At 71.7% G+C, this 23,297-nt stretch carries 20 protein-coding genes; 7 read left to right on the top strand and 13 right to left on the bottom strand.

Annotated elements, in window-relative coordinates:
• Nucleotide 1 precedes the first annotated feature (1 nt).
• The 5 genes from H490_RS22380 to H490_RS22360 all read left to right on the top strand — a co-directional run bounded on the left by H490_RS22380 (nt 2) and on the right by H490_RS22360 (nt 7,712).
• The gene (locus H490_RS22380) at nt 2-766 is read left to right on the top strand and encodes a WecB/TagA/CpsF family glycosyltransferase (RefSeq protein ID WP_017883684.1); all 765 of its coding nucleotides are present in this window, start codon (nt 2-4) and stop codon (nt 764-766) included.
• Nucleotides 763-2,259 carry a lipopolysaccharide biosynthesis protein gene (locus tag H490_RS22375; RefSeq protein ID WP_017883683.1) on the top strand — a complete coding sequence of 499 codons (1,497 nt, stop codon included), beginning with the start codon at nt 763-765 and terminating at the stop codon, nt 2,257-2,259. The genes H490_RS22380 and H490_RS22375 overlap by 4 nt, the downstream gene beginning before the upstream one ends.
• A gap of 68 nt (nt 2,260-2,327) precedes the next feature.
• Nucleotides 2,328-2,996 (top strand): hypothetical protein, encoded by a 669-nt coding sequence (locus H490_RS22370; RefSeq protein WP_017883682.1) that lies wholly within the window; start codon nt 2,328-2,330, stop codon nt 2,994-2,996.
• A gap of 113 nt (nt 2,997-3,109) precedes the next feature.
• Complete coding sequence (locus H490_RS32825; protein ID WP_152424220.1) at nt 3,110-6,991, top strand: fibrinogen-like YCDxxxxGGGW domain-containing protein; 3,882 nt, start codon at nt 3,110-3,112, stop codon at nt 6,989-6,991.
• A gap of 4 nt (nt 6,992-6,995) precedes the next feature.
• Nucleotides 6,996-7,712, top strand: a complete 717-nt coding sequence (locus H490_RS22360) for a CDP-alcohol phosphatidyltransferase family protein (protein ID WP_238560319.1) — start codon at nt 6,996-6,998, stop codon at nt 7,710-7,712.
• Nucleotides 7,713-7,827: 115 nt separating this feature from the next.
• On the opposite strand, the gene H490_RS22355 is transcribed toward H490_RS22360, so the two are convergent.
• Nucleotides 7,828-9,045, bottom strand: coding sequence for a hypothetical protein (locus H490_RS22355; protein ID WP_017883679.1), 1,218 nt, complete (start codon nt 9,043-9,045; stop codon nt 7,828-7,830).
• A 97-nt stretch (nt 9,046-9,142) separates the two neighbouring features.
• On the opposite strand from H490_RS22355, the gene H490_RS32325 reads away from it, so the two are divergent.
• On the top strand, nt 9,143-10,690 hold the full coding sequence (locus H490_RS32325) for an O-antigen ligase family protein (RefSeq protein ID WP_017883678.1): 1,548 nt from the start codon (nt 9,143-9,145) through the stop codon (nt 10,688-10,690).
• Nucleotides 10,691-10,744: 54 nt separating this feature from the next.
• Nucleotides 10,745-11,209, top strand: a complete 465-nt coding sequence (locus tag H490_RS22345) for an adenylyltransferase/cytidyltransferase family protein (protein WP_017883677.1) — start codon at nt 10,745-10,747, stop codon at nt 11,207-11,209.
• A gap of 122 nt (nt 11,210-11,331) precedes the next feature.
• Here the strand turns inward: H490_RS22345 and H490_RS22340 are convergent, their stop codons facing one another.
• The 12 genes from H490_RS22340 to H490_RS22285 form a co-directional block, all read right to left on the bottom strand.
• On the bottom strand, nt 11,332-12,411 hold the full coding sequence (locus H490_RS22340) for an LCP family protein (RefSeq protein WP_017883676.1): 1,080 nt from the start codon (nt 12,409-12,411) through the stop codon (nt 11,332-11,334).
• A gap of 47 nt (nt 12,412-12,458) precedes the next feature.
• Entirely contained in the window at nt 12,459-13,427 is a 969-nt protein-coding gene (gene ppk2, locus H490_RS22335) for a polyphosphate kinase 2 (protein ID WP_017883675.1), read from the bottom strand.
• Between the two features lie 143 nt (nt 13,428-13,570).
• Nucleotides 13,571-13,885, bottom strand: coding sequence for a metal-sensitive transcriptional regulator (locus tag H490_RS22330; protein ID WP_017883674.1), 315 nt, complete (start codon nt 13,883-13,885; stop codon nt 13,571-13,573).
• Nucleotides 13,886-13,894: 9 nt separating this feature from the next.
• On the bottom strand, nt 13,895-14,842 hold the full coding sequence (gene rarD, locus H490_RS22325) for an EamA family transporter RarD (protein ID WP_017883673.1): 948 nt from the start codon (nt 14,840-14,842) through the stop codon (nt 13,895-13,897).
• Nucleotides 14,839-15,297: a GNAT family N-acetyltransferase gene (locus tag H490_RS22320; RefSeq protein WP_017883672.1), complete on the bottom strand. Its 459-nt coding sequence runs from the start codon at nt 15,295-15,297 to the stop codon at nt 14,839-14,841. Before H490_RS22320 ends, rarD begins: the two co-directional genes overlap by 4 nt.
• A gap of 9 nt (nt 15,298-15,306) precedes the next feature.
• A complete protein-coding gene (locus H490_RS22315) occupies nt 15,307-16,224 on the bottom strand; it encodes an ROK family protein (RefSeq protein WP_031289900.1) in 918 nt (305 codons plus the stop codon).
• A complete protein-coding gene (locus tag H490_RS22310; protein WP_017883670.1) occupies nt 16,221-17,792 on the bottom strand; it encodes a glycoside hydrolase family 3 N-terminal domain-containing protein in 1,572 nt (523 codons plus the stop codon). The genes H490_RS22315 and H490_RS22310 overlap by 4 nt, the downstream gene beginning before the upstream one ends.
• Complete coding sequence (locus tag H490_RS22305) at nt 17,789-18,694, bottom strand: carbohydrate ABC transporter permease (protein WP_017883669.1); 906 nt, start codon at nt 18,692-18,694, stop codon at nt 17,789-17,791. Before H490_RS22305 ends, H490_RS22310 begins: the two co-directional genes overlap by 4 nt.
• Complete coding sequence (locus H490_RS22300; RefSeq protein ID WP_017883668.1) at nt 18,691-19,614, bottom strand: carbohydrate ABC transporter permease; 924 nt, start codon at nt 19,612-19,614, stop codon at nt 18,691-18,693. Before H490_RS22300 ends, H490_RS22305 begins: the two co-directional genes overlap by 4 nt.
• A gap of 137 nt (nt 19,615-19,751) precedes the next feature.
• Nucleotides 19,752-21,092 carry an extracellular solute-binding protein gene (locus tag H490_RS22295; RefSeq protein WP_017883667.1) on the bottom strand — a complete coding sequence of 447 codons (1,341 nt, stop codon included), beginning with the start codon at nt 21,090-21,092 and terminating at the stop codon, nt 19,752-19,754.
• A gap of 119 nt (nt 21,093-21,211) precedes the next feature.
• On the bottom strand, nt 21,212-22,441 hold the full coding sequence (locus H490_RS22290; RefSeq protein WP_017883666.1) for an ROK family transcriptional regulator: 1,230 nt from the start codon (nt 22,439-22,441) through the stop codon (nt 21,212-21,214).
• Nucleotides 22,442-22,555: 114 nt separating this feature from the next.
• Nucleotides 22,556-23,254 carry a GntR family transcriptional regulator gene (locus tag H490_RS22285; RefSeq protein ID WP_017883665.1) on the bottom strand — a complete coding sequence of 233 codons (699 nt, stop codon included), beginning with the start codon at nt 23,252-23,254 and terminating at the stop codon, nt 22,556-22,558.
• Nucleotides 23,255-23,297: the final 43 nt, after the last annotated feature.

Raw genomic sequence — 23,297 nt, 5'->3', positions numbered from 1 at the left:
CATGTCGCACCTCAACGTGCACCCGCACGGCAGCGCCTCGGTCGAGGTGGCGGGCGTGGCGGTCGACTCGTTCACGGAGCGCTCGTTCGCCGAGACCGTCATCGAGTGGGCCGGCAAGCCGGGCGTCGATGTCGCCGTGGGCGTGAACGCCCACGTCTGCAACCTGGCCCGCAAGGACGCGCAGCTGCGCGGCTTCCTGCAGCGGCACACCACGTACGCCGACGGGCAGTCGATCGTGTGGGGGGCGCGTCTGCTCGGCCGTCGCCTGCCCGAGCGCCTCGCGACCACCGACGTCGCGGAGCCCGTGCTGCGGGCCGCCGCCGACGCCGGCATCCCCGTCTACTTCCTCGGCGCGGCCGAAGGGGTGGCTGAGGCGGCGGCCGAACGGTTGCGCGCCCGCATCCCGGGCGCGCGGATCCGCACCCACCACGGCTACTTCGGCGAGCACGACGTGCCGCGCATCGCGGCCGACATCGCCGACCACGGCACGGGCATCCTCTTCGTCGGCATGGGCGACCCGGTGCAGGAGCGCTGGGTGCAGGAGCACGAGGAGCTGCTGCCGCCGGCCGTGCTCACCTGCGGCGGGCTGTTCGACTGGCTGAGCGGCTCGAACCGCCGCGCGCCGCGGTGGATGATCCGCGCCGGGCTCGAGTGGTTCTGGCGGCTGGGCCTCGAACCGAGGCGTCTGGCCAAGCGCTACCTGCTCGGCAACGTGCAGTTCATCGCCGCACTCGCGCGGCAGCGCCTGACTGCGAGCATCGCATGACCGCCGTCGCGGCCCCCCTGCGCGAGGAGCGGACCCTGGGCCGCCGCAGCATGCTCAGCTTCGCGGGCTCGGCGACGAGCGCCCTGCTCGGCTTCCTGCTGGTCGTGGTGCTCGCCCGCTTCCTCGGCGACGCCGACTCCGGGATCGTGCTGCAGGCCATCGCGGTCCTCATGATCGCGCTCGGCTTCGCGCGCTTCGGCATGGACTCGACCGCGGTGTGGCTGCTGCCGCGCCTCGCCGACGACCAGCCGCAGCAGGTGCGCGCCACCTCCTGGTTCCTCATCGCGGTCTCGGGAGTCGCGGGCACGGTCTGCGCCGCGGCGGTGTGGATCGGCGCCGCGCTCGCCGCCGAGGCGAACCCCTCGGACCCGCTGCCCGCCGCGATCCGGATCAGCGCCGTCCTCCTGCCCTTCGCGGCGATGCTGCTGACGTCGCTCGCCGTGAGCCGAGCGCTGGGACGCATCGCCGAGTACGTGCTGATCGGCAGCGTCGGGCTGCCCGCCGCCCGGCTGCTGGCGGTGCTCGCGGCGATGCTGCTCGGCCTCACGCTGAGCGGCGTCGTGCTGGCGTGGGCGCTGCCCGCGGCGGCCGCGCTCGCCATCGCACTCGCGGTCGTGGCGCGCCAGATGCGCGGCCTCGGCTACGGGCGGGGCGCGCGCTTCTTCGGCACCGCGCTGCCGGCCCGCACCCTCGGCTTCGCCGGCCCGCGCGTGATCTCGGCCGCGCTCGAGCAGATGCTGCTCTGGATCTCCGTGCTCGTCGTGGGCGCCGTCGCCGGTCCGGCCGCCGCCGGCGTCTACGGCGCCGCGAGCCGCTTCGTCGCCGCCGGCATGATCGTCGACTCGGCGATCCGCGTGGTCTTCGCCCCGATCTTCAGCCGCATGCAGCACCGCGGAGCCGAGCACGACGTGCGCGAGCTGCACCGCACCGCCACGAGCTGGCTCGTGCTCTTCAGCGCCCCCGTCTTCATACTGCTCGCCGTCTTCGCCCCCGTCGCCCTCGCGGTGCTCGGCCCCGACTTCGTCTCGGGCGCCTCGACGCTCGCCGTGATGTGCCTCGGCGCGCTGGTCGCCTTCCTGGCGGGCAACGTGCAGACGATCCTGCTCACCGCAGGACGCAGCGGCCTCGCCGCCATCAACAAGGCCGTGGTCGTCGCCATCAACGTGGCGCTGATCCCGCCGTTCGTCGCGGCCTGGGGCATCGTCGGAGCCGCGTGGGCCTGGACCATCGCGTGCGTCGTCGACGCGCTGCTCGCCTGGTGCGAGATCCGGTTCGTGCTGCGGCTGCGCATCGCCCCCGCCGCGGGGCTCTTCGCCTTCGTCGTCTGCCTGGGCAGCGTCGGCGCCCCCGCCCTGCTCGCCAGGCTGCTGCTCGGACCGGGCTTCGTCGGCCTCGTCGTCGCAGCGGGCGTCGGTCTCGCGCTCTTCGCCGCCTGCGGCCGCCTCGCCCGAGCCCGGCTCAGACTGCCGGGGGGCCCCAGAGCTCCGGAGTGAACCTCTCCGGAATCCACCGCCGGCGATCCGCTCGCCCGGCACCACCACACGCAGAGATCAGGGACACCATGAACCACGAACCAGCAGGCCCGGCAGGGCCCCCGCGCAGGCGGTGGGCACTGACCGCGACCATTGCGGCCGCACTCGCCGTCGCAGCCGGAGGCATCTGGCTGAGCACGGCAGGGGCAGAGCAGCCGGACGGATCCGCCTCACCCGTCGACGGGACCGAGCGCGAGACCGAGGGCACCGCCTCGCCCACCGAAGCCCCCGCATCCTCCGAGACGCCGAACTCCCCTGAAACTGCGGGCGGCTCGGGGGATGCGGGTTCAATCACCGAGGATACCGCGAGCGAGCTCATCGCGGCAGCCATCAGCGCACCTCTGACCCGCAGCGGGGACGACGGAGCCCTCGCCAAGCAGATCGAGGGGTTCGCGGCCGGCGCCTACGCCGCCGAACTCGAAGCGCAGTGGCAGGAGCTCGTGGTCAACGGCTGGAGCATCTCCGGCGCGCCCGAAATCGTCAAGACCTCGGTCGAGACCGCCGCCGACGAGCGCAGCGCCGTCGCCGTGAGCTGCGTCGACGCCACAGCGGTGCGCATGCTCGACTCGGCCGGAGTCCCCATCGGCGCAGACGCCGCGAGCACCAACCGCGCCCTGCACCGCTTCACCCTCACACGCGGAGACGACGACGTCTGGCGCGTGACGAACCACGACTTCCCCGACGATCCGGCCTGCTGAGCCGCAGCAAGGAAAGAGACACGACGATGTTCGACAACCGCACACCGCTGACAGGCTCAGCCCCGGGGCAGCGCCTGCTCCGCCACTCCGCGCACGGCCGCGGAGCCCCGCCGGTGAATCCGGCGGTTCCCCTGCCGGGCTGGAGGACGGGAAGGCTCACCGCAGCCCTCGCACTGGCCGGCGCGCTCGCCGCGAGCCTGCTCGCGGCCCCGACCGCCGCAGCAGCGGCCGACCCCACTCCGCCCGTCATCGACGGGCTGAGCGAGGCGACCGCCGCCGCGTCCTGCTGGGAGATCAAGCAGACCACACCCTCGGCTCCGAGCGGCGTCTACTGGCTCGCGACACCGGCCATGGGCGGAGCGCAGCAGTTCTACTGCGACCAGGAGCGGGCCGGCGGCGGCTGGGTGCTCGTCGGTCGCGGCAGGGACGGCTGGGGTGTGGCGAACGCCGGATCCGGCACCCCGGAGCAGGTGCGCAGCGCCGTCACCGGCACCGAGGCGTTCCTCCCCCGGCAGCTCTCGTCCGAGCTCATCGGACAGCTCGCGAACAACACCCCCATCAAGAACCTGCCCGACGGCATCCGCCTCGTGCGCGCCACCAACCAGCAGGGCACCTCGTGGCAGGAGCTCACCTTCACCTTCGCGAGCCCCCGCGCCGACTGGACCTGGCAGTTCAACAACAAGCAGCGCGTCGCCAGCTACAAGATCGGCAGCACGACCCGCACCGGCGGCGAGACGAGCAACTTCGGCAGTGACAACTCGTACAACCGGGTGCGCACCGTCACCGGCAGCAACGAGGGATGGAAGATGGGCTTCGGCTTCGGGTCCCAGATCCGCGGCAACCCGGCCGCCACGAGCTACCTCTGGTCGAAGGACACCTCCACCGGCTACGCGCGGCCCTTCACCCAGGTCTTCATCAGGCCCCAGCTCAAGAGCAGCGACATCTACCAGGCGATCCCCGACACCGGCACCCCCGCCGTCACCACCACGTCGGTCGCCGACAGCTTCGCGCTGCCGCAGCCGTGGAGCGTCGCCGGGATCGGCAACGGTCCCAGTTCGATCGAGGGCAACAACGAGGTGGCCGCCTTCACCGAGGACAACGGCAAGGTCTACGTCGGGGGCAACTTCACCACCGTGCAGAAGACCGCGGCCGGAGGCAGCGCCCAGCAGCAGTCCTACCTCGCCGCGTTCAACCGCGACACGGGCGAGTGGGATCCCGCGTTCAGGCCGACGTTCAACAACGCGATCCGGGCCCTCGCGACCCTGCCGGGCAACCGCATCGCCGTCGGCGGCTTCTTCACCGAGGTGAACGGCGAGCCCCGCGACGGCCTCGCGGTGCTCAACGGCACCACGGGCCAGCTCGACCCTCAGTTCACCGGGCGGCTCATCAACCACCTGAGCGGGGGCTTCCCGCTCGTGCGCGCCCTCGACGTGCAGGACGGCTGGCTGTACGTCGGCGGATCCTTCACCCACGGCACCGGCGGCTCCACCACCCAGGAGCGCTATATGCGGGCCGGCGGGCGCCTCTCGGTGACCGACGGCACCCCCGACCTCTGGAACCCCGAGTTCAACGGCACCGTGATGGCAGTCGACGCCTCCCCGAGGGGCGACCGCGCCTACTTCGCCGGCCACTTCAACAAGTCGCGCGGACGCGACTCCGACAAGGCCGCCGCGATCTCGGCCACGAGCACCGACCTCTTCACCTGGAACGTGCTCTTCTCGAACCGCAGCGGCGGCCGCACCGGCTACCAGCAGGCGGTCAAAGAGGTGGGCGACCGGGTGTGGCTCGGTGGCGCCGAGCACTCGCTCTTCAGCTACTCGCGCGACGACTTCTCGCTGCTGAGCACCACGATCGGCAACGCGGGCGGCGACTTCCAGGCCATCGCCGAGTACAACGGCGTCGTCTACGGCGGCTGCCACTGCTTCGAGACGCAGTACGAGGGCGAGACCCGGTGGCCCGAGATCGGCACCGGCTGGACCTCGGCCAACGCGGTCTGGGGCACGGGCGCGTGGAGCGCGAGCACGGGCGAGCGGATCCCCCAGTTCAACGGAACGTTCAGCACCTATCGCGGCGCCGGTTCCTGGGCGCTCATGGTCGACTCGAACGGCACCCTCTGGCAGGGCGGCGACTGGTCGTACTCGACGCGGGCCGGCTACGTGCGGCAGTGGACGAGCGGCTTCACGCGGCACGGTCAGCGAGACGTCACGCCGCCCGAGACACCCACGGCGCTCACCGCGACCGGCGACGTCACCGCGGTCTCCCTCAGCTGGCAGGCGGCGGCCGACAACACCGGCGTCACCGGCTACGAGGTGATGCGCGACGACCGGGTCGTCGCGACGGTCACCGGCACGAGCGCCGAGCTGCCGCCGGCGGCGTCGGGGGCGAAGTACTTCGTGCGAGCCGTCGACGCGGCGGGCAACAAGTCGGCCTCGACCGCGGCCGTGCTGGCGCAGGAGCCCCCCGAGACGCCGGACACCGTCAACTACATCAACTCCGGCGACGAGTGGGCCTACCTCTTCAACGCGGCGGGCCCGAGCGCGGGCTGGACGGGCATCTCGGCCGACACGACGGGCTGGTCGACGGGGCTCGCCCCGTTCGGCTGGGGGCACGCCGGCATCGCGACGCCGCTGTCGGCGCCGGCTCCGATGCCCTACGCCTCCTTCTACCGCAAGGCCTTCGANCCGTTCGGCTGGGGGCACGCCGGCATCGCGACGCCGCTGTCGGCGCCGGCTCCGATGCCCTACGCCTCCTTCTACCGCAAGGCCTTCGAAGTCGAGGACGCGACGCGGGTCGAGTCGATGGAGATCACCACGCGCGCCGACGACGGCATCGTGGTCTACGTGAACGGCACCGAAGTGGGGCGGCAGAACGTCTCGGCGAACCCTGCGGGCGTGAACAACTACGCGACGAGCTCGCCGAACGCCGCGACCGCGCTGGCGAACCCGGTGACGATCACCGTTCCGGGCGAGCTGCTGGTCGCGGGCGCCAACGTGGTCTCGGTGTCGATGCACTCGGGCTACCGCACGACGCCGAGCCACAGCTTCGACCTGCAGGCGATCGGCACGCTGAGCACCGAGCCGGTGCGCAACGAGACGGTCTCGTACGTGGCGCCCGCCTCCGAGTGGGCGTACCTGTACAGCGCGGCCGGGCCGAGCGGCGACTGGGTGAGCGCCGGAGCCGACACGACGGGCTGGTCGACGGGACTCGCCCCGTTCGGCTGGGGGCACGCCGGCATCGCGACGCCGCTGTCGGCGCCGGCTCCGATGCCCTACGCCTCCTTCTACCGCAAGGCCTTCGANCTCGCCCCGTTCGGCTGGGGGCACGCCGGCATCGCGACGCCGCTGTCGGCGCCGGCTCCGATGCCCTACGCCTCCTTCTACCGCAAGGCCTTCGAGGTGGCCGACGCGACCAGGGTGGAGTCCATGCAGGTCACCACCCGGGCCGACGACGGCATCGTGGTCTACGTGAACGGCACCGAAGTGGGGCGGCAGAACGTCACCGCGAACCCGGCCGGTGTGAACAACTACGCGACGAGCTCGCCGAACGCGGCGACCGCGCTGGCGAACCCGGTGACGATCACCGTTCCGGGCGAGCTGCTGGTCACCGGCACCAACGTGATCGCCGTGTCCGTGCACTCGGGCTACCGCACGACGCCGAGTCACAGCTTCGAGCTGCAGGCCATCGGCACCGTGAGCCCGACCCCGCTGCGGGCGGCCGTCGCGCCGCCCGCGCCGCTCGAGGCCCCGGCCGAGGCCCCGGTCGAGGCGCCCGCCGAGGTCGCGCCCGACGCGACGCAGGGCGGCGAACCCGCCCCCGTCGCGCCCCAGGCCGAAACCCCGACCACCCCGACCCCTCGGGTCCCCCAATCACCCGAGGAGACAGAGGATCCCGCCGCATCTTCCCCAGCCGTACCCCCGGTTGCCGGCGGACCCTCGCCCGAGGGCTGGGGGCGATTCCTGATCGCCCCCGCCCCCGCGGTTCCCGAAGAGGAGTGAGATGATGCTCGAACGCAGCCCGCTGAGGTACCGCGAGAGCGTCGCGACCCTGCGGAGCGCGCAGAAGAGCGGCGCCGGGGTGCCCGCCTACATGCGCTGGGTGAACCGCTGGCTCGGGCGCCGGATCGCGGCCGCCGCCGCGGTGATCGGCCTCACCCCCAACGGGGTGACGGCGGTCAGCGCGCTCTGCTCGCTGGCGGGGCTCGTGCTGCTCGTCGTCGCCGAGCCCGGCCTCGGGGTCGGCGTCGCGGTGGCGCTGCTGCTGGCGCTCGGCTTCGCCTGCGACTCGGCGGACGGGCAGCTCGCCCGACTGACGGGTGCGGGCGGACCGGCCGGGGAGTGGGTGGATCACGTCGTCGATGCGATCCGCACGCCGCTCACCCACGTCGCGGTGGCGGTCGCCATCGCGGCGCACCGGCCCGAACTGATCTGGCTGGCCGGCGTCGCCCTCGCCTACGCGGTGGTCTCGGCCGGACAGTTCATGAGTCAGATCCTCGCCGAGCAGCTGGTGCGCCAGCGCGGCGGCGAGGCCCCCGAGCCGTCGGGGGTGCGCAAGTCGATCGCCCTCATCCCGACCGACACCGGCACGCTCTGCTGGAGCTTCGCGCTGTGGGGCCTGCCCGCCGTGTTCGCAGCCGTCTACGCGGTGCTGTTCGCGGTGAACGCCGTGTACGCGGCCGTGTCGATGCGGCGCAAGTACCGCAAGCTGCGCGCGCTCTGAGGCCCGTCACCCGGGCCGGCACCGCGGCGAGGCCGCGTGATCCGGGACGCCGGATCGGGCGGCCTCGCCGCCGCGTCGGCTGCGCGGCGGCCGTCCCCGAGCCTCGGCTGCGCGGTCACGCCTCTGAGACGAAGCCGACCACCGGGGCGCCCGCGCGCTGCGCCTCCTGAGCGATCCAGCGCAGATCCTCGACCAGCGCGGTGCGATGCGAGCAGAGCACCAGCACGGCCGCCGCCTCCCGCAGCATCGCGAGGCCGTCGGCGCGACTCGCGCCCGCATCGATCCGCTCGAACTCGACCGCGCCGTCCGAGATCTGCCGCAGCTGCCGCAGCGCGCGCGACTCGTCCGAGGAGCGTCGCGCATCGAACACCATCACCGGGCCGCCGGACGAGTCGAGGCTGCGCAGCCGCTCGTAGATGACGCGCATCTGCTCGTGAGCGTCGTCGTCGGACACCTCGCCCTTGCGCGGCTCGAGGTCGGCGAGCAGGGGCGCCCCCAGCACCTCCGCGACGTCGGTCGAGGAACGCAGCCGCCGATCGAAGGGGTTGCGCGCGAAGGCCGCGACGATCCCGAGCACCAGCCCGCCCGCGAGCCCGGTCGCGAGCGCCATCCTGCTCGACGGGCTCCGCTCGAACTGGCTGTCGCGCGCGGAGGTGAGCACGATGCCCCCGGTCGTGTCGACACTGGTGAGGGCGTTGCGCTGCGAGAGCAGGCTGTCGAGCTCGACCTGGATCTGCTGCTGCTGCGAGACGGCCTGCGCGTAGTCGGTCGTGCCGGGTTCGGCCGACACGAGTTCGCGGTTGGCCTGCAGCAGGGCCTCGTTGAGCTTCTCGATGCGCGTGTTCATGCTGGTCAGCATCGTGTCGATGCGCTGCTCGGCCTGATCGCTGCGGAACTCGAGATAGGCCTGCGCGATCGCGTCGGCGCCGCGCACCGCCTCCTGCTCGGTCGGCGCCGTGAACGCGACGCGCACCACCGACGCGCCGCCCGAGGACGAGACCTGCGACGACTGCCGCACCTGTGAGGCCGTCAGCTCGCCGCCCAGCAGCTCGGCCGCCCCCTCGGCGACCGCGTGCGAGCTCGCGATGTCGGCCTCGGTCGGGGCGTCGAGCAGCCCCGAGGCGGGCCGCTGCTGGTTGAAGGGCTCGGTGGTGATCACGTTGAGGTTCACCGCCGTGGTCGCCGTGACCGTGTGCGGGGCGATCAGCAGGTAGAGGCAGGCCGCGAGCACCCCGAAGACGACGCCCGCGACGGCCACCCGGCGCTGCCGGCGCAGCACCGAGAGATACCGCGAGACCCCGAGGGTCTGCTCGTACGCTGCGCTGCCGCCCATTGACTCTCCGCCTCCTTCGGCAGGGGATCTCGGGGCAAACCGCCCGAGAACCCGATGGTGTGCTTATCCTAAGGGAAAGCAGCGGAATGGGAAGAGCATGCGATCAGGGGCCGTGAGCGGGGGCGGGGCGAGCGCCGACCGCGCTCTGCTGCCGAGATGGCCCCTCACCGCGATGATCGTCTGGTTCCCCCTCTGGTGGGTGCTCGGCATCGCCGAGATGGCGTGGATCCCGCTCGCCGCCTGCATGCTGCTGCTCATGATCCGGCGGGGCGGCATCCGGGCGCCGCGCGGGTTCGGGATCTGGCTGCTCTTCCTCGTGCTCATGCTCGTGTCGGTGATCGGCATCGACACGAGCGGGCGTCTGATCGGCTTCGTCTACCGGGCGATGCTCTACCTCGTGGTGACGCTGGTGTTCGTGTACGTCTACAACGCGCGCGAGCAGCTCACGAGGCGCTACGTGCTCGGCGTCTTCACCGCGTTCTGGATCTACACGTGGCTCGGCGGCTACGCCGGGGTGTTCTTCCCCGAGTTCTCCTTCAAGTCGCCGCTCGCCTACGTGCTGCCGCAGTCGCTGCTGCAGAACGAGCTGATCGACGAGATGGCCGTGCGGCGCACCGCCCAGTACAACCCCGACGGCTGGCTGGAGCTCGCGCCCCGACCCTCCGCCCCCTTCCTCTACACGAACGCGTGGGGCAACGTGTACTCCATCACGCTGCCGCTCGCGATCGCCTACCTCGACGAGGTGCGGCGCGGCTGGCGGTTCTGGTGCGTGCTCATCGCCGTGCCGGTGTCGCTCGTGCCCGCGATCCTCTCGCTCAACCGGGGCATGTTCATCGGCCTCGCCGTCGGGGGCGTCTACTGCTTCGTGCGCTTCGTGCTGGCCGGCCGCACGCGCGAGGTGCTGGCGCTCGGTGCGCTCGGCGTGCTCGGCATCGGCCTCGCGGTGGGCCTCGACCTGTTCTCCCGCCTCTCCGACAGGGTCGAGGTGAGCGCATCGACCACGACGCGCTCGATGATCTACGAGGAGACGTGGGTGCGCACGCTCGACTCGCCCCTCTTCGGCTACGGCGCCCCGCGCCCCTCCTTCACCTCGCCGCCGTCGGTGGGCACCCAGGGGCACGTGTGGATGGTGATGTTCTCGCACGGCCTCCCCGCGCTGCTCTGCTTCATGCTCGCGCTCACCTGGCTGGTCGTGGCGACCGCTCGATGGCGCGGCCCCGTGGTGCTCGTGCTGCACACCGTGCAGCTCGTGACCCTGGTCGAGAGCGCCTATTACGGTCTGCTGCCGAACGGGCTCATCGTCTCGTTCGCGGTGGCGGCGCTCGCGCTGCGGGAGCGGGACGACGAGGTCGACGGCGGAGGCGACGCCGCGAGGGAGGAGCCGTCGGCGGTGGCGCGCCTCGGCGGAGGCGCGCCCCGCGCCGCGATCGAGCCCCGCGCCGCGATCGAGCCCCGCGCCGCGATCGAGCCCCGCGCCGCGATCGAGCCCCGCGCCGCGATCGAGCCCCGCGCCGCGATCGAGCCCCGCGCCGCGATCGAGCCCCGCGCCGCGATCGAGCCCCGCGCCGCGACCGAGCCCCGCGCCGCGGGCGGAGGTTACGTAGTTCCCGCCGATGCGGAACGGCCGTCGTCGAACCTACGCTGACGTGAAGCGCGCGGTACGCGACGGGGCGGCCGGCGCTCGGCGAAGGGGAGCACCATGACGCGCATCGGTTATGCAGCGGGAGCATTCGACCTGTTCCACATCGGCCACCTGAACCTGCTGCGGCACGCGAAGCAGCACTGCGACTACCTCGTCGCGGGAGTGGTGAGCGACGAGATGCTGCGCGAGGTGAAGGGCAGCGAGCCCGTGATCCCCACGGCCGAGCGCGAGGAGATCGTGCGCCACGTCGACTTCGTCGACGAGGTCTACGTCGAGCGGGTGCCCGACAAGCTCGAGGTGTGGCGCGAGGTGGGATTCACCCACTTCTTCAAGGGCGACGACTGGCGCGGCACCGAGCAGGGGCTGCAGCTCGAGCGCCGCTTCGCCCGGGTGGGCGTCGAGGTCGTCTACTTCCCCTACACCGCGCACACCTCGAGCACCGCGCTGCGTCGCGCCCTCGAACTGCTCGAGACGCCGGCGGCGCGCCTCGAACCGGCCCCGGTCGCCGTGCTGCAGGGATAGCGTTCGTCCGTCGGGACGGCCTCCTCGTGCCGAGAGGGCCTGCTTTTCGCGCGAATCATAGGCCGACTCGGTACGAAGGGGCCGACTGAACGAGCGCGGGGGAGTGCCGGTGAGGCGCCGCCTCAGCTCTGCGGCAGCTCGGACCCCGCCGCGCGCGTCGCCGCGTACTCGTCGAGGGTGCCGCTCTGGAACGCGGCCCGCACGTTCGCCATCTCGGCCCAATCGGGCAGCACGATCGACTGCCCGTCGGCCGAGGTGCCGGTGCCGAGTGTGGGACTCGTGAAGAACTCGATGTCGTCGCTGCGCAGATCGCGCATGTCGTAGCCGAGGGCGACGGCGGCGCCGAGGTCGAGGCCCTGATCGAGGATGAGGTGGGGCTTCAGCGCCTGGAAGGTGTCGACGAGCCGCCCGGGATTGCGCAGCGTCTCCGAACTCATCACCTTCTGCGTGAGCCCCTTGAGGTAGGCCTGCTGATTGCGGGCCCGCTGGTAGTCCCCGTCGGCGAACGCGTAGCGCTCCCGCACGAATCCGAGGGCCTGCTCGCCGTTCAGCTCGACGTCGCCCTGCTCGAACGCGAAGCCGCCGTGCCGCGAGGTGAACGCGACGTCGTTGCGCACGGTGACGCCGCCGACCGCGTCGGTGAGACCCTTGAACGACTCGAAGTCGATGAGCGCGACGTGGTCGATGCGCGCCCCGATGAAGTTCTCGACGGTGTTGACCGCGAGCGGCAGTCCGCCGTACGCGACCGCGGCGTTGATCTTCGCCTCGCCGTGGCCCTGGATCTCGACCCAGTTGTCGCGCATGATCGACATCACGGTGAGGTGCCGCCGATCGGGCGAGATCTGCGCGACCATGATGGCGTCGCTGCGGAAGCCCTGGAGATCCTCGGCCACCGCGTTCCGATCCGTGGTCTCGCGCGAGTCGGAGCCGAGCAGCAGGATGTTGATCGGCGCCTGCTCCCCGGCCGCGAGCTGCACCGCGGCCGGCCGTTCGAGCGACGGATCCTGCTCGATGCTGACGCGCTGCACCTCGTTGAAGGTGCTCGCGAGCAGGGCGTAGGCGACGCCCGCGGCGATGCCGAGCAGCACGACGAGCGTGCCGAGCGCGATGAGCGTGTTGCGCAGGCCGCGGCGCCTCCGCCGGGGAGCGGCTGTGCGCCGGCCGGATTGCGTTGACGATGCGGGGGTTCGATCATCGGTCATGTGGCCTGCTCCTCGGGTGCTAGCGGGCGCCGAGTGAGCGAGCTCGGCTACCTCGGCGAGCCCACCACCGGGAAGGTGCCGGTGGGAGTCTCACCCTCATCGTAAACCGTGGCGGGCGAGCCGATGATCTTGGAATCGGGATCGCCGACGAGCTTGAAATCCTTGTCGGGGTAGTCGAAGCGCGAGAGCACCCAGCGCATCGCCTCGAGACGGGCCCGCTTCTTGTCGTTCGACTTCACGACGGTCCAGGGCGCGTGCGGCGTATCGGTGTAGAAGAACATCGCCTCCTTCGCCTCGGTGTACGCGTCCCACTTGTCGAGCGAGGCGAGGTCGGTGGGCGACAGCTTCCACTGCTTCACCTCGTCGGAGGAGCGCGAGACGAAGCGATCGTGCTGCTCGGCCTTGCCGACCGAGAACCAGAACTTGATGAGGTGCACGCCCGAGTTCACGAGCATGCGCTCGAACTCGGGGGCCGAGCGGGTGAACTCGAGGTACTGCTGCGGCGTGCAGTACCCCATGACGCGCTCGACGCCGGCCCGGTTGTACCAGGAGCGGTCGAACATCACGATCTCGCCGGCCGCGGGCAGGTGCGCGACGTAGCGCTGGAAGTACCACTGGGTCTGCTCGCGCTCGGTGGGGATCTCGAGCGCCACGACCCGGGCGCCGCGGGGGTTCATGTGCTCGGTGAAGCGCTTGATCGCGCCGCCCTTGCCGGCGGCGTCGCGGCCCTCGAAGAGGATCACGATCTTCTGGCCCGTCTCTTTCACCCAGGCCTGCAGCTTGAGCAGCTCGATCTGCAGCTTGCGCTTCTCGCGCTCGTAGCTGCGCCGGGAGATCTTCGTGTCGTACGGGTAGCCCTGCCGCCACGGCGCCTCGGGGCCGTCGTCGGCTCTCGCCCCGCGGCCCGTGCGCCTGAGCTCCGCGATCTCGTCGATCTCGGGCGTGACGTCGACCTGGCCGGGCGCGGCCATCTCGAAGCTCTCGTCTGCGGGCGCGTGTTCGGGGCCGTTGACCATAGGGGTTCCTTCGGGTTGAGCGGATCAGCGCGGGCGCGCTTCCCAGTCTACGCCGCTCATGGCGACCTCACAGATGCCTCCGAAGATACCTCCAACGCGCACCCCTGCAGGGCCGCGCCGCTTGTAGGGGAGCCGCAGACGGATCAGCGCACGAGGCGCGCGATCGCCGCCGAGGCCTCGTGCAGCTTCTCGGCAGCCACCTCGCCGCCCTCCGCGGCGGCCGAGGCGACGCAGTGCGCCAGGTGGTCGTCGAGCAGCGCGAGGGCCACCCGCTCGAGCGCCTTCGTCGCCGCCGACACCTGCGTGAGGATGTCGATGCAGTACTCGTCGTTCTCGACCATGCGGTGCACGCCGCGCACCTGCCCCTCGGCGCGACGCAGCCGCTTCAGCAGATCGTCCTTGTGGTCGATGTAGCCGTGGGTCTCGTGCTCGCAGGAGGCGCCGGTCGCTTCGCTCATGCGAGAACCTTACACGCGATCTCGCGGGGGCTCCGAGGACCCCGATCCCCGGTTCGCTCTCAGCTGCGCGATCCCGCCCGTCACGAGCACGAGCACCGCCACCCAGATGGCGCCGTAGATGACGAGCTCCCCGGCCGCGATCCGCTCGCCGTTCAGCATCGACGCCACCATCAGCAGTGCCGGTTCGAGGTAGCTCAGCAGGCCGAACAGGCTCATCGTGAGCAGCCGCGACGCGGCGAGGTAGAACATGAGCGCCACCCCCGAGGCGACGGCGAACAGCGGGGCGGCCCACCACAGGGCGGGGTTCGCGGCCGTCGCGGAACCGTCGGCGATCTCGAGCCCCAGCAGCACGACCGCCACGGGCGCGAGGGCCAGGAACTCCCAGAACATGCCGCCCAGGTGGCCGATCCCGAGCGCGCGCCGCAGCACGAAGTAGAGAGGATAGCCGAGCGCCACGAGCAGCGTCTCCCACGAGACGCCGCCCACGCGGATCAGCTCGAAGCCGACGCCCACGGCCGCGCAGCCCGCGGCGAGCCACTGCCACCACGCCAGGCGATCCTTGTAGAGGAGACGGCCCACCACCACGAGCACGAGCGGCAGCAGGAAGTAACCGAGCGCGACCTGCATGCCGCGGCCGTGCAGCGGCGCCCAGCTGAACACCCACAGCTGCGCCGCGACGAGCACCCCGCAGACGAGGATCCCGAGCAGCAGCACCGGCTTGCGCCGGATGCGGCGACCCACCTCGGTGATGAGGTGCCATTGCCGGATCGCCAGCAGCGCGAGGGCGATCACCGGGATCGTGATGAGGTTGCGGATGCCCCAGATCGACTCGGCCGACGCCGGTGCGAGCATCGGCGTGACGAAGTAGATGCCGCCGAAGAGCACCGACGACGCGACCGACGTCAGAATGCCGCGCCCGCCCGAGCCGAGCGGGCCCGAGCGGAGCGGGCGGGTCAATCTGCGAGGTCGATTGCGCCGATGACCTCGCCGTACGGCGTCTCGCCGATCGGGCTGAAGCCCATGTGCAGGAAGAAGCCCTCGGGGCCGTCCTCGCCCGGCTCCCACAGCACGGTGAGGCGACCGACGCCGCGGCGTCGCGCCTCCTCGACGAGCGCGTTCACCGCGAAGGTGCCGACGCCCATGCCCTGCGCCTCGGCGTCGACGTTGATGCGCCAGAGCGCGGCCCGGAACTCCTCCTGCGGGGCGTCGGGATCGAAGTTGCCGTGGATGAAGCCGACCACGCGGTCGCCGTCGAGCACGACGCGCTGCCACGCGGTGTGCGCCGGGGTGACGGCGGCGGCTGCAGCGTAGGAGACGGGAGTGATGAACTGCTCCTGGCCGGGCTTCAGGCCGAGCGTGTTCACGGCCACGATGGTCGCAGCGGAAAGTTCTTCGAGTCTCAGAGCGCTCATGGTCCCAGGCTAGCGCCTCCGGCCTTCGCTGGCGAGTGCTGCCCCGACCGCGGCCGCCGAGGAGTCGGCGGCGAGCAGCTGCACCCGCCCGGAGAGCTCGAGCATGTCGATGAAGGGGGACTGGGCGGCCCACGAATCGAGTGCGGTGCGGATGCCGTCGAGCAGGCGCGGGCCCAGCAGACGCAGGCCGCCGCCCACGATCACGGTGTGCGGATCGAGCGTCAGGGCGAGCAGGCGCACGCAGCTCGCAGCCCCGCGCACGAGCTGTTCGAACGCGTGCTCGGCCTCGGCGTCTCCGGCGTCGATCGCGGCGAGCAGCAGGCGGCCGGGGTGGTCGCCGCCGGCCGGCCAGTACCGCTTCAGCGCCGAACCGCTCGCCACCGTCTCGAGACAGCCGCGCTGCCCGCACGGGCAGGGGCGCTCGAGCGGGTCGACCGGCAGGTGGCCGATCTCGCCCGTGACGCCGTGCGCCCCGCGGATCGGAGTGCCGTCGATCACGAGCCCCGCCGCGAGGCCGGTGCCGAGGTTCAGGTAGGCCACCACACCGTCGAGGCCCATGAGGTGCGCGGCGCCGATGGCGGCCGCCGTCACGTCGTTGTCGAGGGCCACGGGGAGCCCCGTGGCCTCGGCGAGCCGCCGCGCCAGAGGCAGCCGCTCCACGCCGATGTTGTAGGCGTTGTGCACCTCGCCCCGCTCGCGGTCGATGCGGCCCGGGATGCCGACGCCCACCGAGGCGAACTCGGCGGTGCGGCGGCCCGTCTGCTCGGCGAGGCGGGCGATCACGCGCTCGGCCGTGCTCACGACGCCGTCGGCCCCGGCCTCGGTCGGGATCCGCGCTCCGGCGACGACCCGCCCCTCGCGGTCGAGGGCCACTGCCTCGGTCTTCGTGCCGCCGATGTCCATGCCGATCCGCAGCGTCCCGTTCATGCGGCACCCCCGTCGGGGGTGTCGCCCGGTTCGCGGGCGTCGCCCGCTTCGCCGGGCTCGCTCTGCCGGAGCAGCTCGAGCAGCGCCGCGCCGGCGAGCGCCGACGAGCCGTAGCAGGCGACGTCGGCGTAGCGGCGGCGGTCGGCCTCGGGAGCCTCCGGCCAACCCGTCTCGACCAGCAGCACGGGGATCCCCGCCTCGCGCAGGGCGTCGACGCCGTCGCGCGCGAACTCGTGCCGGTGCAGCTCGCGCCCGATCACGATCAGGCCGTTCCACGCGTCGGAGCGCAGCGGCCACGGCATCGGCGACGACGCGTCGACCCGGGCGCTCACGCGCTCCGAGAAGGCGCGCGCAGCCGCCCGCTGATGGGGGAGCGGGTGCGCGGCGGCCGCGAACGGCCCCCAGGGCGCAAAGCCGACCGCCATGTTCGCCTCGGCGTCGACGCGCAGCACCGTCGACGCCGGGTGGGCGCGCAGCCAGTCGCGCGCCGCGGCGACGCCGTCGAAGGAGGCGACGATCCGGGCGACCTCCTCGGCGGACGGCTCGACGGGCGACTGCTCCGCCGAGGTCTCCCGGGATCCGGAGCCCGCGAGGCTCCGCACGCGCTCGGCGGCCTCGAGCACCCGCGCCTCCGCGAGCCGGCCCTCCCGAACCGCGGCGAGCACGTGCTCCTCGATCTCCCGCAGCTGCTCGAACGTGGTGTCAGTGCCGAGGCAGAGCAGGTCGCAGCCCGCGACGAGCGCCCGCACCGCCGATTCCGGCATGCCGATCCCGCCGCTCGCGCCGCGCATGTCGAGCGCATCGGAGACGATCGCGCCCTCGAAGCCGAGCCGCTCGCGCAGCAGCCCCTGCAGGATGGGGCGGCTGAACGTCGCCGGAGCCTCGGGGTCGAGCCGCGGCAGCAGGATGTGGGAGGTCATGATCGCCTCCGCGCCCGCGGCGACGGCCGCCGCGAACGGCGGCAGATCCCGCGCCTCGACGACTGCGGGCTCGGCGTCGACCACGGGCAGCGCCAGGTGCGAGTCCTGCGCCGTGTCGCCGTGGCCCGGGAAGTGCTTCGGGCAGGCGCGGGCGCCCGTGCCCCGCAGCCCGCGCACCCACGCCGCGACGTGCTGCGCGACGGTCGCCGGATCCTCGCCGAAGCTGCGCGTGCCGATCACGGGGTTGCTGGGATTGCTGTTCACATCGGCGTCGGGGGCGAGCGTCAGATTGAACCCCGAGGCGAGGATGTCGCCGCCCACGTGACGCCCGATCTCCTCGGTGTACGAGAGATCCCCGATCCTGCCGAGGATCGCGGCGCCCGGATACGGCGCGCCCTCCAGGTAGTGCAGGCGGGTGACCTCGCCGCCCTCCTCGTCGATCGCGACCAGCGCCCCCGGCGCCGCAGCGCGCAGCTCGCCGCCGAGCGCCGACAGCTGCGCGCGATCCCGCACATTGCCGCCGTAGACGCAGACCGAGAGCAGACCGTCGCGCAGGGCCCGCAGCACCCACTCGGGCGCCGAGTGGCCCGAGAAGCCCGGCATGAGCGTCGCGCGCACCTCGCGCGCGAGCCCGTCGAGCGCGCTCATCCCTTCACCGCCCCGCTCACGAGACCGCTCGTCATACGGCCCTGCACGAAGAGGAAGAAGATGATCACCGGCACCGCGACGAGCGTCGAAGCCGCCATCACGTCGCCCCAGTCGATGGCGCGCGACGCCGACTGCTGGATGAAGCCCCGCAGCCAGAGCGGCAGCGTCTGCGATCCCGAGTCCTGCAGGATCACGAGTGCGACGGTGAACTCGTTCCAGGCCTGCAGGAAAGCGTACACGCCGCTCGCCACGAGACCCGGCGCGAGCAGGGGGAACGTGATGCGCAGGAACGCCTGGGTGCGGCTGAGGCCGTCGACCATGGCCGCCTCCTCGAGGTCGGCCGGCACCCCCGCGACGAAGCCGCGCAGCATCCAGATCGTGAACGGCACGACCGCCGCGATGTAGATGATGCTCACGCCGATCACCGAGTTCAGCAGATTGAGCGAGCCCATCAGCTTGTACTGCGCGATGAACATGCCCTCGGCGGGCAGCATCTGGATGAACAGCACCGCCAGCACGAAGCTGCGGCGCCCCTTGAACCGGAAGCGGCTGATCGACAGCGCCGCGAGGAACGCGAAGACGAGGCAGCACGAGACCGCGATCCCCGCCACCGCGAGGCTGATCCCGAGCGCGCTGAAGAACGACCCGTCGGCGAGCACCGACTGGAAGTTCTTGAGGGAGCCCCCGAACGGCAGCAGCGTCGGCGTCGTCTTCTCGAGCACCGCGTTCGGCAGCAGCGACGAGTTGAGCATCCAGTAGACGGGGAACGCCCAGACGGCCGCCAGGATCAGGGCGAGTGCCCCGAACAGCGCCCTCGCGGCGCGCCCTCCCGGGCGGCCCCGGCCGCGCCGGCGCACGACCTCGACGGGAGCGGTCATCGACGCGGTTTCCGTGCGAGTCATCGTTCCTCATCCTCCTGCAGCAGATTGCGCACGTAGGCCCAGCTCAGCGCGATCGTGAGCAGCAGCACGAAGATCGACATCGCACTCGCCATGGCGAAGTCGCTCGACCCCACGCCGAGCTGATAGATGTAGGTGCCCAGCACGTCGGTCTGGCTGGCGATGGAGCCGCGATCCTGCAGCAGCTTGATCTGCGCGAACACCCGCAGATCCCAGATGATCTGCAGCAGCATCACGATGCCGAGCACGGGTTTGATGATCGGGATGATGATGAAGCGCAGCCGCTGCCGGCGGTTCGCGCCGTCCATCTGCGCCGCTTCGAGCACCTCGCCCGAGACCTGGGTGAGTCCCGCGTACACCGCGAACGCGACGAACGGTACGCTCATCCAGACCACGATGATGAGCGCCACAGCGAAGAAGCTCAGCGGGTGCTGCAGCCAGTTGTGGCCCTGCATCGGCAGGCCCATCCCCGAGAGCATCCAGTTCGCCAGACCGCGACGCCAGTCGAAGATCCAGTTCCAGATCGTCATCGCCGCGACCACCGGGGTGGCCCACGCGAGCAGCAGGGAGATCTGCAGCGTGAGCCGGATCGGCGTCGCGACCGCCTGCATGAGCAGCGCCAGGCCGACCCCGGCCACCATCGTGACCGCGGCCGTGATGAGGCAGAACGCGACCGAGCGGATCACCACGAGCCACGTCGTCGAACTCGAGAAGAGCTCGACGTAGTTCGAGAACCACACCCACTCCGCTGGCTGCCCGAACTGCTGGGCGAGGCCGAACTGCTGCATCGACGTGACGAGCTGCCAGACGATCGGGTAGCCGAGCGCGAGCAGCACGATCAGCGTGGCGGGCAGCAGCAGCGCGTACGGGGTGAGGCGGATCCTGCGCCGTCTCGGCGTCTGCGGGGTGCCGGTGGTGGTCATCGCCGGCCTTTCTGGTCGGGGTGGGCGAAGCCTCTCGTCGGTGCCGCGAGGGGCGAGTCGCAGGATCGGGCCGTCGGGCGGCGAATCCTGCGACTCGCGAGCCGCGCAGGGCGACGCGCGGGCCTACGCCCTCGGCATCACTTCTGGTTGAGCAGCGGATCGAGCTTGGCGTTCGTGTCCTTGGCCAGCTGTTCGAGGTCGTCGGCGTCGCGGATCTGCGCGAAGAACTCCTCCATGATGTTCTTCGACTCGATCGCGGCCCAGCCCGGGGCGGCGGGGGTGAGCTTCGAGTTCGACGCCGACTCGATGAGCGCCTCCGCGAACTGGTCGTCGCCGAGCGACGACGTGTACTGCTGGTTCGCGGGGCCGAGCCCGTTCTCGCCGAGCATCGTCTGGTACTCCTCGGAGAAGATGATGCGCATGAGCTCCTTCGCGAGTTCGGGCTCCTTCGACTTCGCCGAGACCGCGATGTTCGAGCCGCCGGCGAACACCGGTGCCGGCTTGCCGTCGTTGCCCGGCAGCACGAAGGTGCCGAACACGTCGTCGTTCCATTCGCGGGCGGGCTCGCCGTCCTCGCCCTCGACGAGGTCGCCGATCGACCAGTGCGCCCAGCCCGGGGCCATGATCGTGGCGGCGGCCAGTGAGAGATCATCGGTGACGTTGCCGTCCTCGTCCTTCACCTGATCGGAATCGTTCAGGAACTGGTACTGGTTCGCGTCCTTCGCGTCGTTTGGCGCGTTGGAGGCGGTGCGGTAGATCTGCTGCAGCTGCTCGAGGCCCTTGAGCGACTCGGGCGAGTCGAGCGTCGCCTTCCACTCGCCGCCCTCGAACGCTGCGATGTCGCCGCCGTTGGCGAAGATCCACGAGATGCCGTCGCGCCAGTCCTGGCCGCCGAGGTAGAAGCCCGAGAACTTCTCGATCGACTTCGGGTTCTTCTCGGTGATGGTGGCGACCGCCGCGTTGAACTCGTCGAGGGTCTGGGGCACCTGCACGCCTGCGGCGTCCCAGACGTCCTTGCGGTAGAACATGTAGCGCGAGCCGAAGTAGTAGGGCAGCGCGTACTGCTTGCCCTCGACGCTGCCCGCCTCGACGAACGACTGCAGCAGGTCGCCGCCGCCCAGCTCGTCGTACATGTCGCTGAGGTCGAGGAAGGCGCCCACGTTCGTGAAGGTAGGCGACTGCGTGTTGCCGATCTCGGTGACGTCGGGGGTGTTGTTCTCGTCGGGCAGCGCGGTCGTGAGCTTCGTCACGAGGTCGCCCCAGCCCTGTTCCTCGATCTTGAGGGTCGCTCCGGTGCGCTCGGCGAACTCGTCCTTGAGGTACTCGCGCAGCTCGTCGGGGGTGTCGCCGCCCGCGAGCCACAGCGTGATCGACTTGCCGTCGCCGCCCTGCTCGCCCCCGCCGCCCTGGCTGCAGCCGGTGAACAGCAGAACCGAGGCCACGGCCGCCGCGGTGAGGCCGGTGAGCTTTCTCTTCATGGTGCTTTCCTTTCGGTGTGCTCCGCGGGCCTGCGGGCCCGAGGTGCGCGGGATGCGGTCCGGCTGCTGCCGGCTCGCGATCGATGTGGGGTTGTGGTTCGGGATGCGGATCGTGCGGCTCAGCTGACGCCGAGCCGGTCCTTCAGCACGGTCGCCGTGGCGCCGCGCAGGATGAGGTCGTCGCCCTGGGTGCTCGTGCGCAGCACGAGGCCGTCGTGGGTGTCGGGCATGGTGCGGCGGCGCAGGATCTCGAGCGTCGCGTCGGCGAGCGTGCCCTCGATCAGCTCGGTCGGGCCGGCGAGCACGATCTCGGCGAGGTTGAGCGCGCCCACCACGGGTGCGAGCGCGACGCCGAGACGCTGTCCGGCCTCGCGCAGCACCCGGTCGCGGCCCTCGGGGCCGGCGGCCTCGAGCGAGCGGGTGAGGGGCGGCACCGAGAGCCAGTGCTCGAGCACCTGCTCGCGCGAGTAGGGGGCCTCGAGCCCGAGGTCGGTGCCGACCATGACCTGTCCGATCTCGCCGGAGGCGAAGCGGCTGCCCGCGACGGGCTGGCCGCCGATGATGAGGCCCGAGCCGACGCCGTGCCCGATCGTGATGAGGATGAAGTTGTCGCTCGAGTCGCCGAAGCTGTACTCGGCGAGGGCCGCGACGTTCGCGTCGTTGGCGACGACCGCGGGCAGCCCCGTGCGCTCCTCGAGGATGCGCAGCAGCGGGAAGTCCTGCCACCCGAGATTCGGCGCCGTGCGCACCGTGCCGGCGTCGTCGACGACGCCCGGCGTGCCGACTCCGAGGCCGAGCACGGGCACGGCGGCGCGGTCGCGCAGGTCGGTCGCGAGGCCGACGGCGAGCTCGCACGCCGCGTCGCCGGTGGCGTCGCCGAGTTCGATCTCGGCTCGTAGCACGATGTCGCCGTCGATGCTCATGAGGGCGCCGCGCAGCAGGCGGTGATCGCTCAGGTCGAGCGCGACCACGACGAACGCGTCGCGGGCGAGATCGACGAGGATCGCCGGTTTGCCCGGCCGCTGCGACTCCTGCGGGCCGAGCTCGTGCAGCAGCCCCTCGGCCATGAGTTCGGCCACGATGGCGGAGATCGTGACCTTCGTGAGGCCGGTCGTGCGGGCGATCTCGGCCCGGCTGAGCGGGCCGGAGACGTAGAGGGTCTGCAGGACGAGCGTGCGGTTGTGCTGCTTGGCGTCGCCCGGGGTGGCCTTGAGGCCGGTGCGCAGCGCACGGGAGCCGAATGCCGCCGGGGTGTAGCCGCCGGTCGAGGCCCCGGGGGCGGGGCGGGGGGACGCGGGGGCTCCCTGCGTGCTGGAGGGCGGCTCGGGAGCGAACTCGGAGCGCGGCATTGCGACCGTCATGTGAGTTAGTAAAGCTAACGAACTAAATATTCGCAACCCCGGATCCTGCGGATCCGGCGCCCGTGACCGAACCGTGACCTGCGGTGACGCCGTCGCGCGGCGTCAGCCGCGCGCGGTGCTCGCGCGGAAGCGGAAGCGATCGCCGCGGAAGGCCGAGCGCGTGAACTCGGCCGGGGCGCCGTCGGCGCGCCTGGCCGTGCGGCGCACGACGAGCAGCGGCCGGCCCACGTCGATGCCGAGCAGGCCGGCCTCGGCAGGGCCGGCGAGCTCGGTGCCGATCTCGTCGTCGGCCGAGTCGAGCTCGACGCCGTAGGCCTCCCGCAGCGTGCGGTAGAGCGACCCGCGCCGGGCGAGCTCCGCGGCGATGCCCGGGTAGGCCCCGGGCAGGTGGGCGGTCTCCCGGGCGAGGGCGACCCCGTCGCGGCGGCGCAGGCGGTCGATGCGGGTGATCCCGGCTCCCGCGGGCACCTCGAGGGCCCGCGCGACCTCGGCGTCTGCGGGCTGCGCGGCGATCCCGAGCACCTCGTCGTCGAGCCCGGCCTCGCCGAGATCCTCGCTGAACGAGGTGAGCTGACGCACGGTGATCGGCGGCGGGTGGCTGACGAAGGTGCCGCGGCCCTGGGTGCGCTCGATGCGGCCCTCGGCGACGAGCTCGGTGAGCGCCTGGCGGATCGTGGTGCGCGAGGTGCGGAAGTGCTCGGCGAGTTCGCGTTCGGCGGGCAGCGGATCCCCGGGCTGCGCTCCCTCGATGAGGTCGAGGATGCGCAGCTTCTGCGTGTAGTACTTCGGCGTGTTGGTCATCTGCTTGACACCTCGATTGGTCTACGCCTATCTTAGGCCTCAT

This window comes from Leucobacter sp. UCD-THU, assembly GCF_000349545.1.
GTDB classification, from domain to species: Bacteria; Actinomycetota; Actinomycetes; order Actinomycetales; family Microbacteriaceae; genus Leucobacter; species Leucobacter muris.
The sequence above is the reverse complement of the archived record's forward strand: the minus strand, read 5'-3'. Positions and strand labels throughout refer to the sequence as shown.

Excerpts from the sequence above, each read along its gene's own strand:
- H490_RS32325 (WP_017883678.1), top strand. The coding sequence starts at position 9,143 with ATGCGATCAGGGGCCGTGAGCGGGGGCGGGGCGAGCGCCGACCGCGCT.
- H490_RS22300 (WP_017883668.1), bottom strand. The coding sequence starts at position 19,614 with ATGACCACCACCGGCACCCCGCAGACGCCGAGACGGCGCAGGATCCGC.
- H490_RS22290 (WP_017883666.1), bottom strand. The coding sequence starts at position 22,441 with ATGCCGCGCTCCGAGTTCGCTCCCGAGCCGCCCTCCAGCACGCAGGGA.
- H490_RS22340 (WP_017883676.1), bottom strand. The coding sequence starts at position 12,411 with ATGACCGATGATCGAACCCCCGCATCGTCAACGCAATCCGGCCGGCGC.
- H490_RS22380 (WP_017883684.1), top strand. The coding sequence starts at position 2 with ATGTCGCACCTCAACGTGCACCCGCACGGCAGCGCCTCGGTCGAGGTG.
- H490_RS22375 (WP_017883683.1), top strand. The coding sequence starts at position 763 with ATGACCGCCGTCGCGGCCCCCCTGCGCGAGGAGCGGACCCTGGGCCGC.
- H490_RS22320 (WP_017883672.1), bottom strand. The coding sequence starts at position 15,297 with ATGAGCGCTCTGAGACTCGAAGAACTTTCCGCTGCGACCATCGTGGCC.
- H490_RS22330 (WP_017883674.1), bottom strand. The coding sequence starts at position 13,885 with ATGAGCGAAGCGACCGGCGCCTCCTGCGAGCACGAGACCCACGGCTAC.
- H490_RS22355 (WP_017883679.1), bottom strand. The coding sequence starts at position 9,045 with ATGGGCGGCAGCGCAGCGTACGAGCAGACCCTCGGGGTCTCGCGGTAT.
- H490_RS22310 (WP_017883670.1), bottom strand. The coding sequence starts at position 17,792 with ATGAGCGCGCTCGACGGGCTCGCGCGCGAGGTGCGCGCGACGCTCATG.
- H490_RS22295 (WP_017883667.1), bottom strand. The coding sequence starts at position 21,092 with ATGAAGAGAAAGCTCACCGGCCTCACCGCGGCGGCCGTGGCCTCGGTT.
- H490_RS22285 (WP_017883665.1), bottom strand. The coding sequence starts at position 23,254 with ATGACCAACACGCCGAAGTACTACACGCAGAAGCTGCGCATCCTCGAC.
- H490_RS22345 (WP_017883677.1), top strand. The coding sequence starts at position 10,745 with ATGACGCGCATCGGTTATGCAGCGGGAGCATTCGACCTGTTCCACATC.
- H490_RS22305 (WP_017883669.1), bottom strand. The coding sequence starts at position 18,694 with ATGACTCGCACGGAAACCGCGTCGATGACCGCTCCCGTCGAGGTCGTG.
- ppk2 (WP_017883675.1), bottom strand. The coding sequence starts at position 13,427 with ATGGTCAACGGCCCCGAACACGCGCCCGCAGACGAGAGCTTCGAGATG.
- H490_RS22360 (WP_238560319.1), top strand. The coding sequence starts at position 6,996 with ATGCTCGAACGCAGCCCGCTGAGGTACCGCGAGAGCGTCGCGACCCTG.
- H490_RS22315 (WP_031289900.1), bottom strand. The coding sequence starts at position 16,224 with ATGAACGGGACGCTGCGGATCGGCATGGACATCGGCGGCACGAAGACC.
- H490_RS22370 (WP_017883682.1), top strand. The coding sequence starts at position 2,328 with ATGAACCACGAACCAGCAGGCCCGGCAGGGCCCCCGCGCAGGCGGTGG.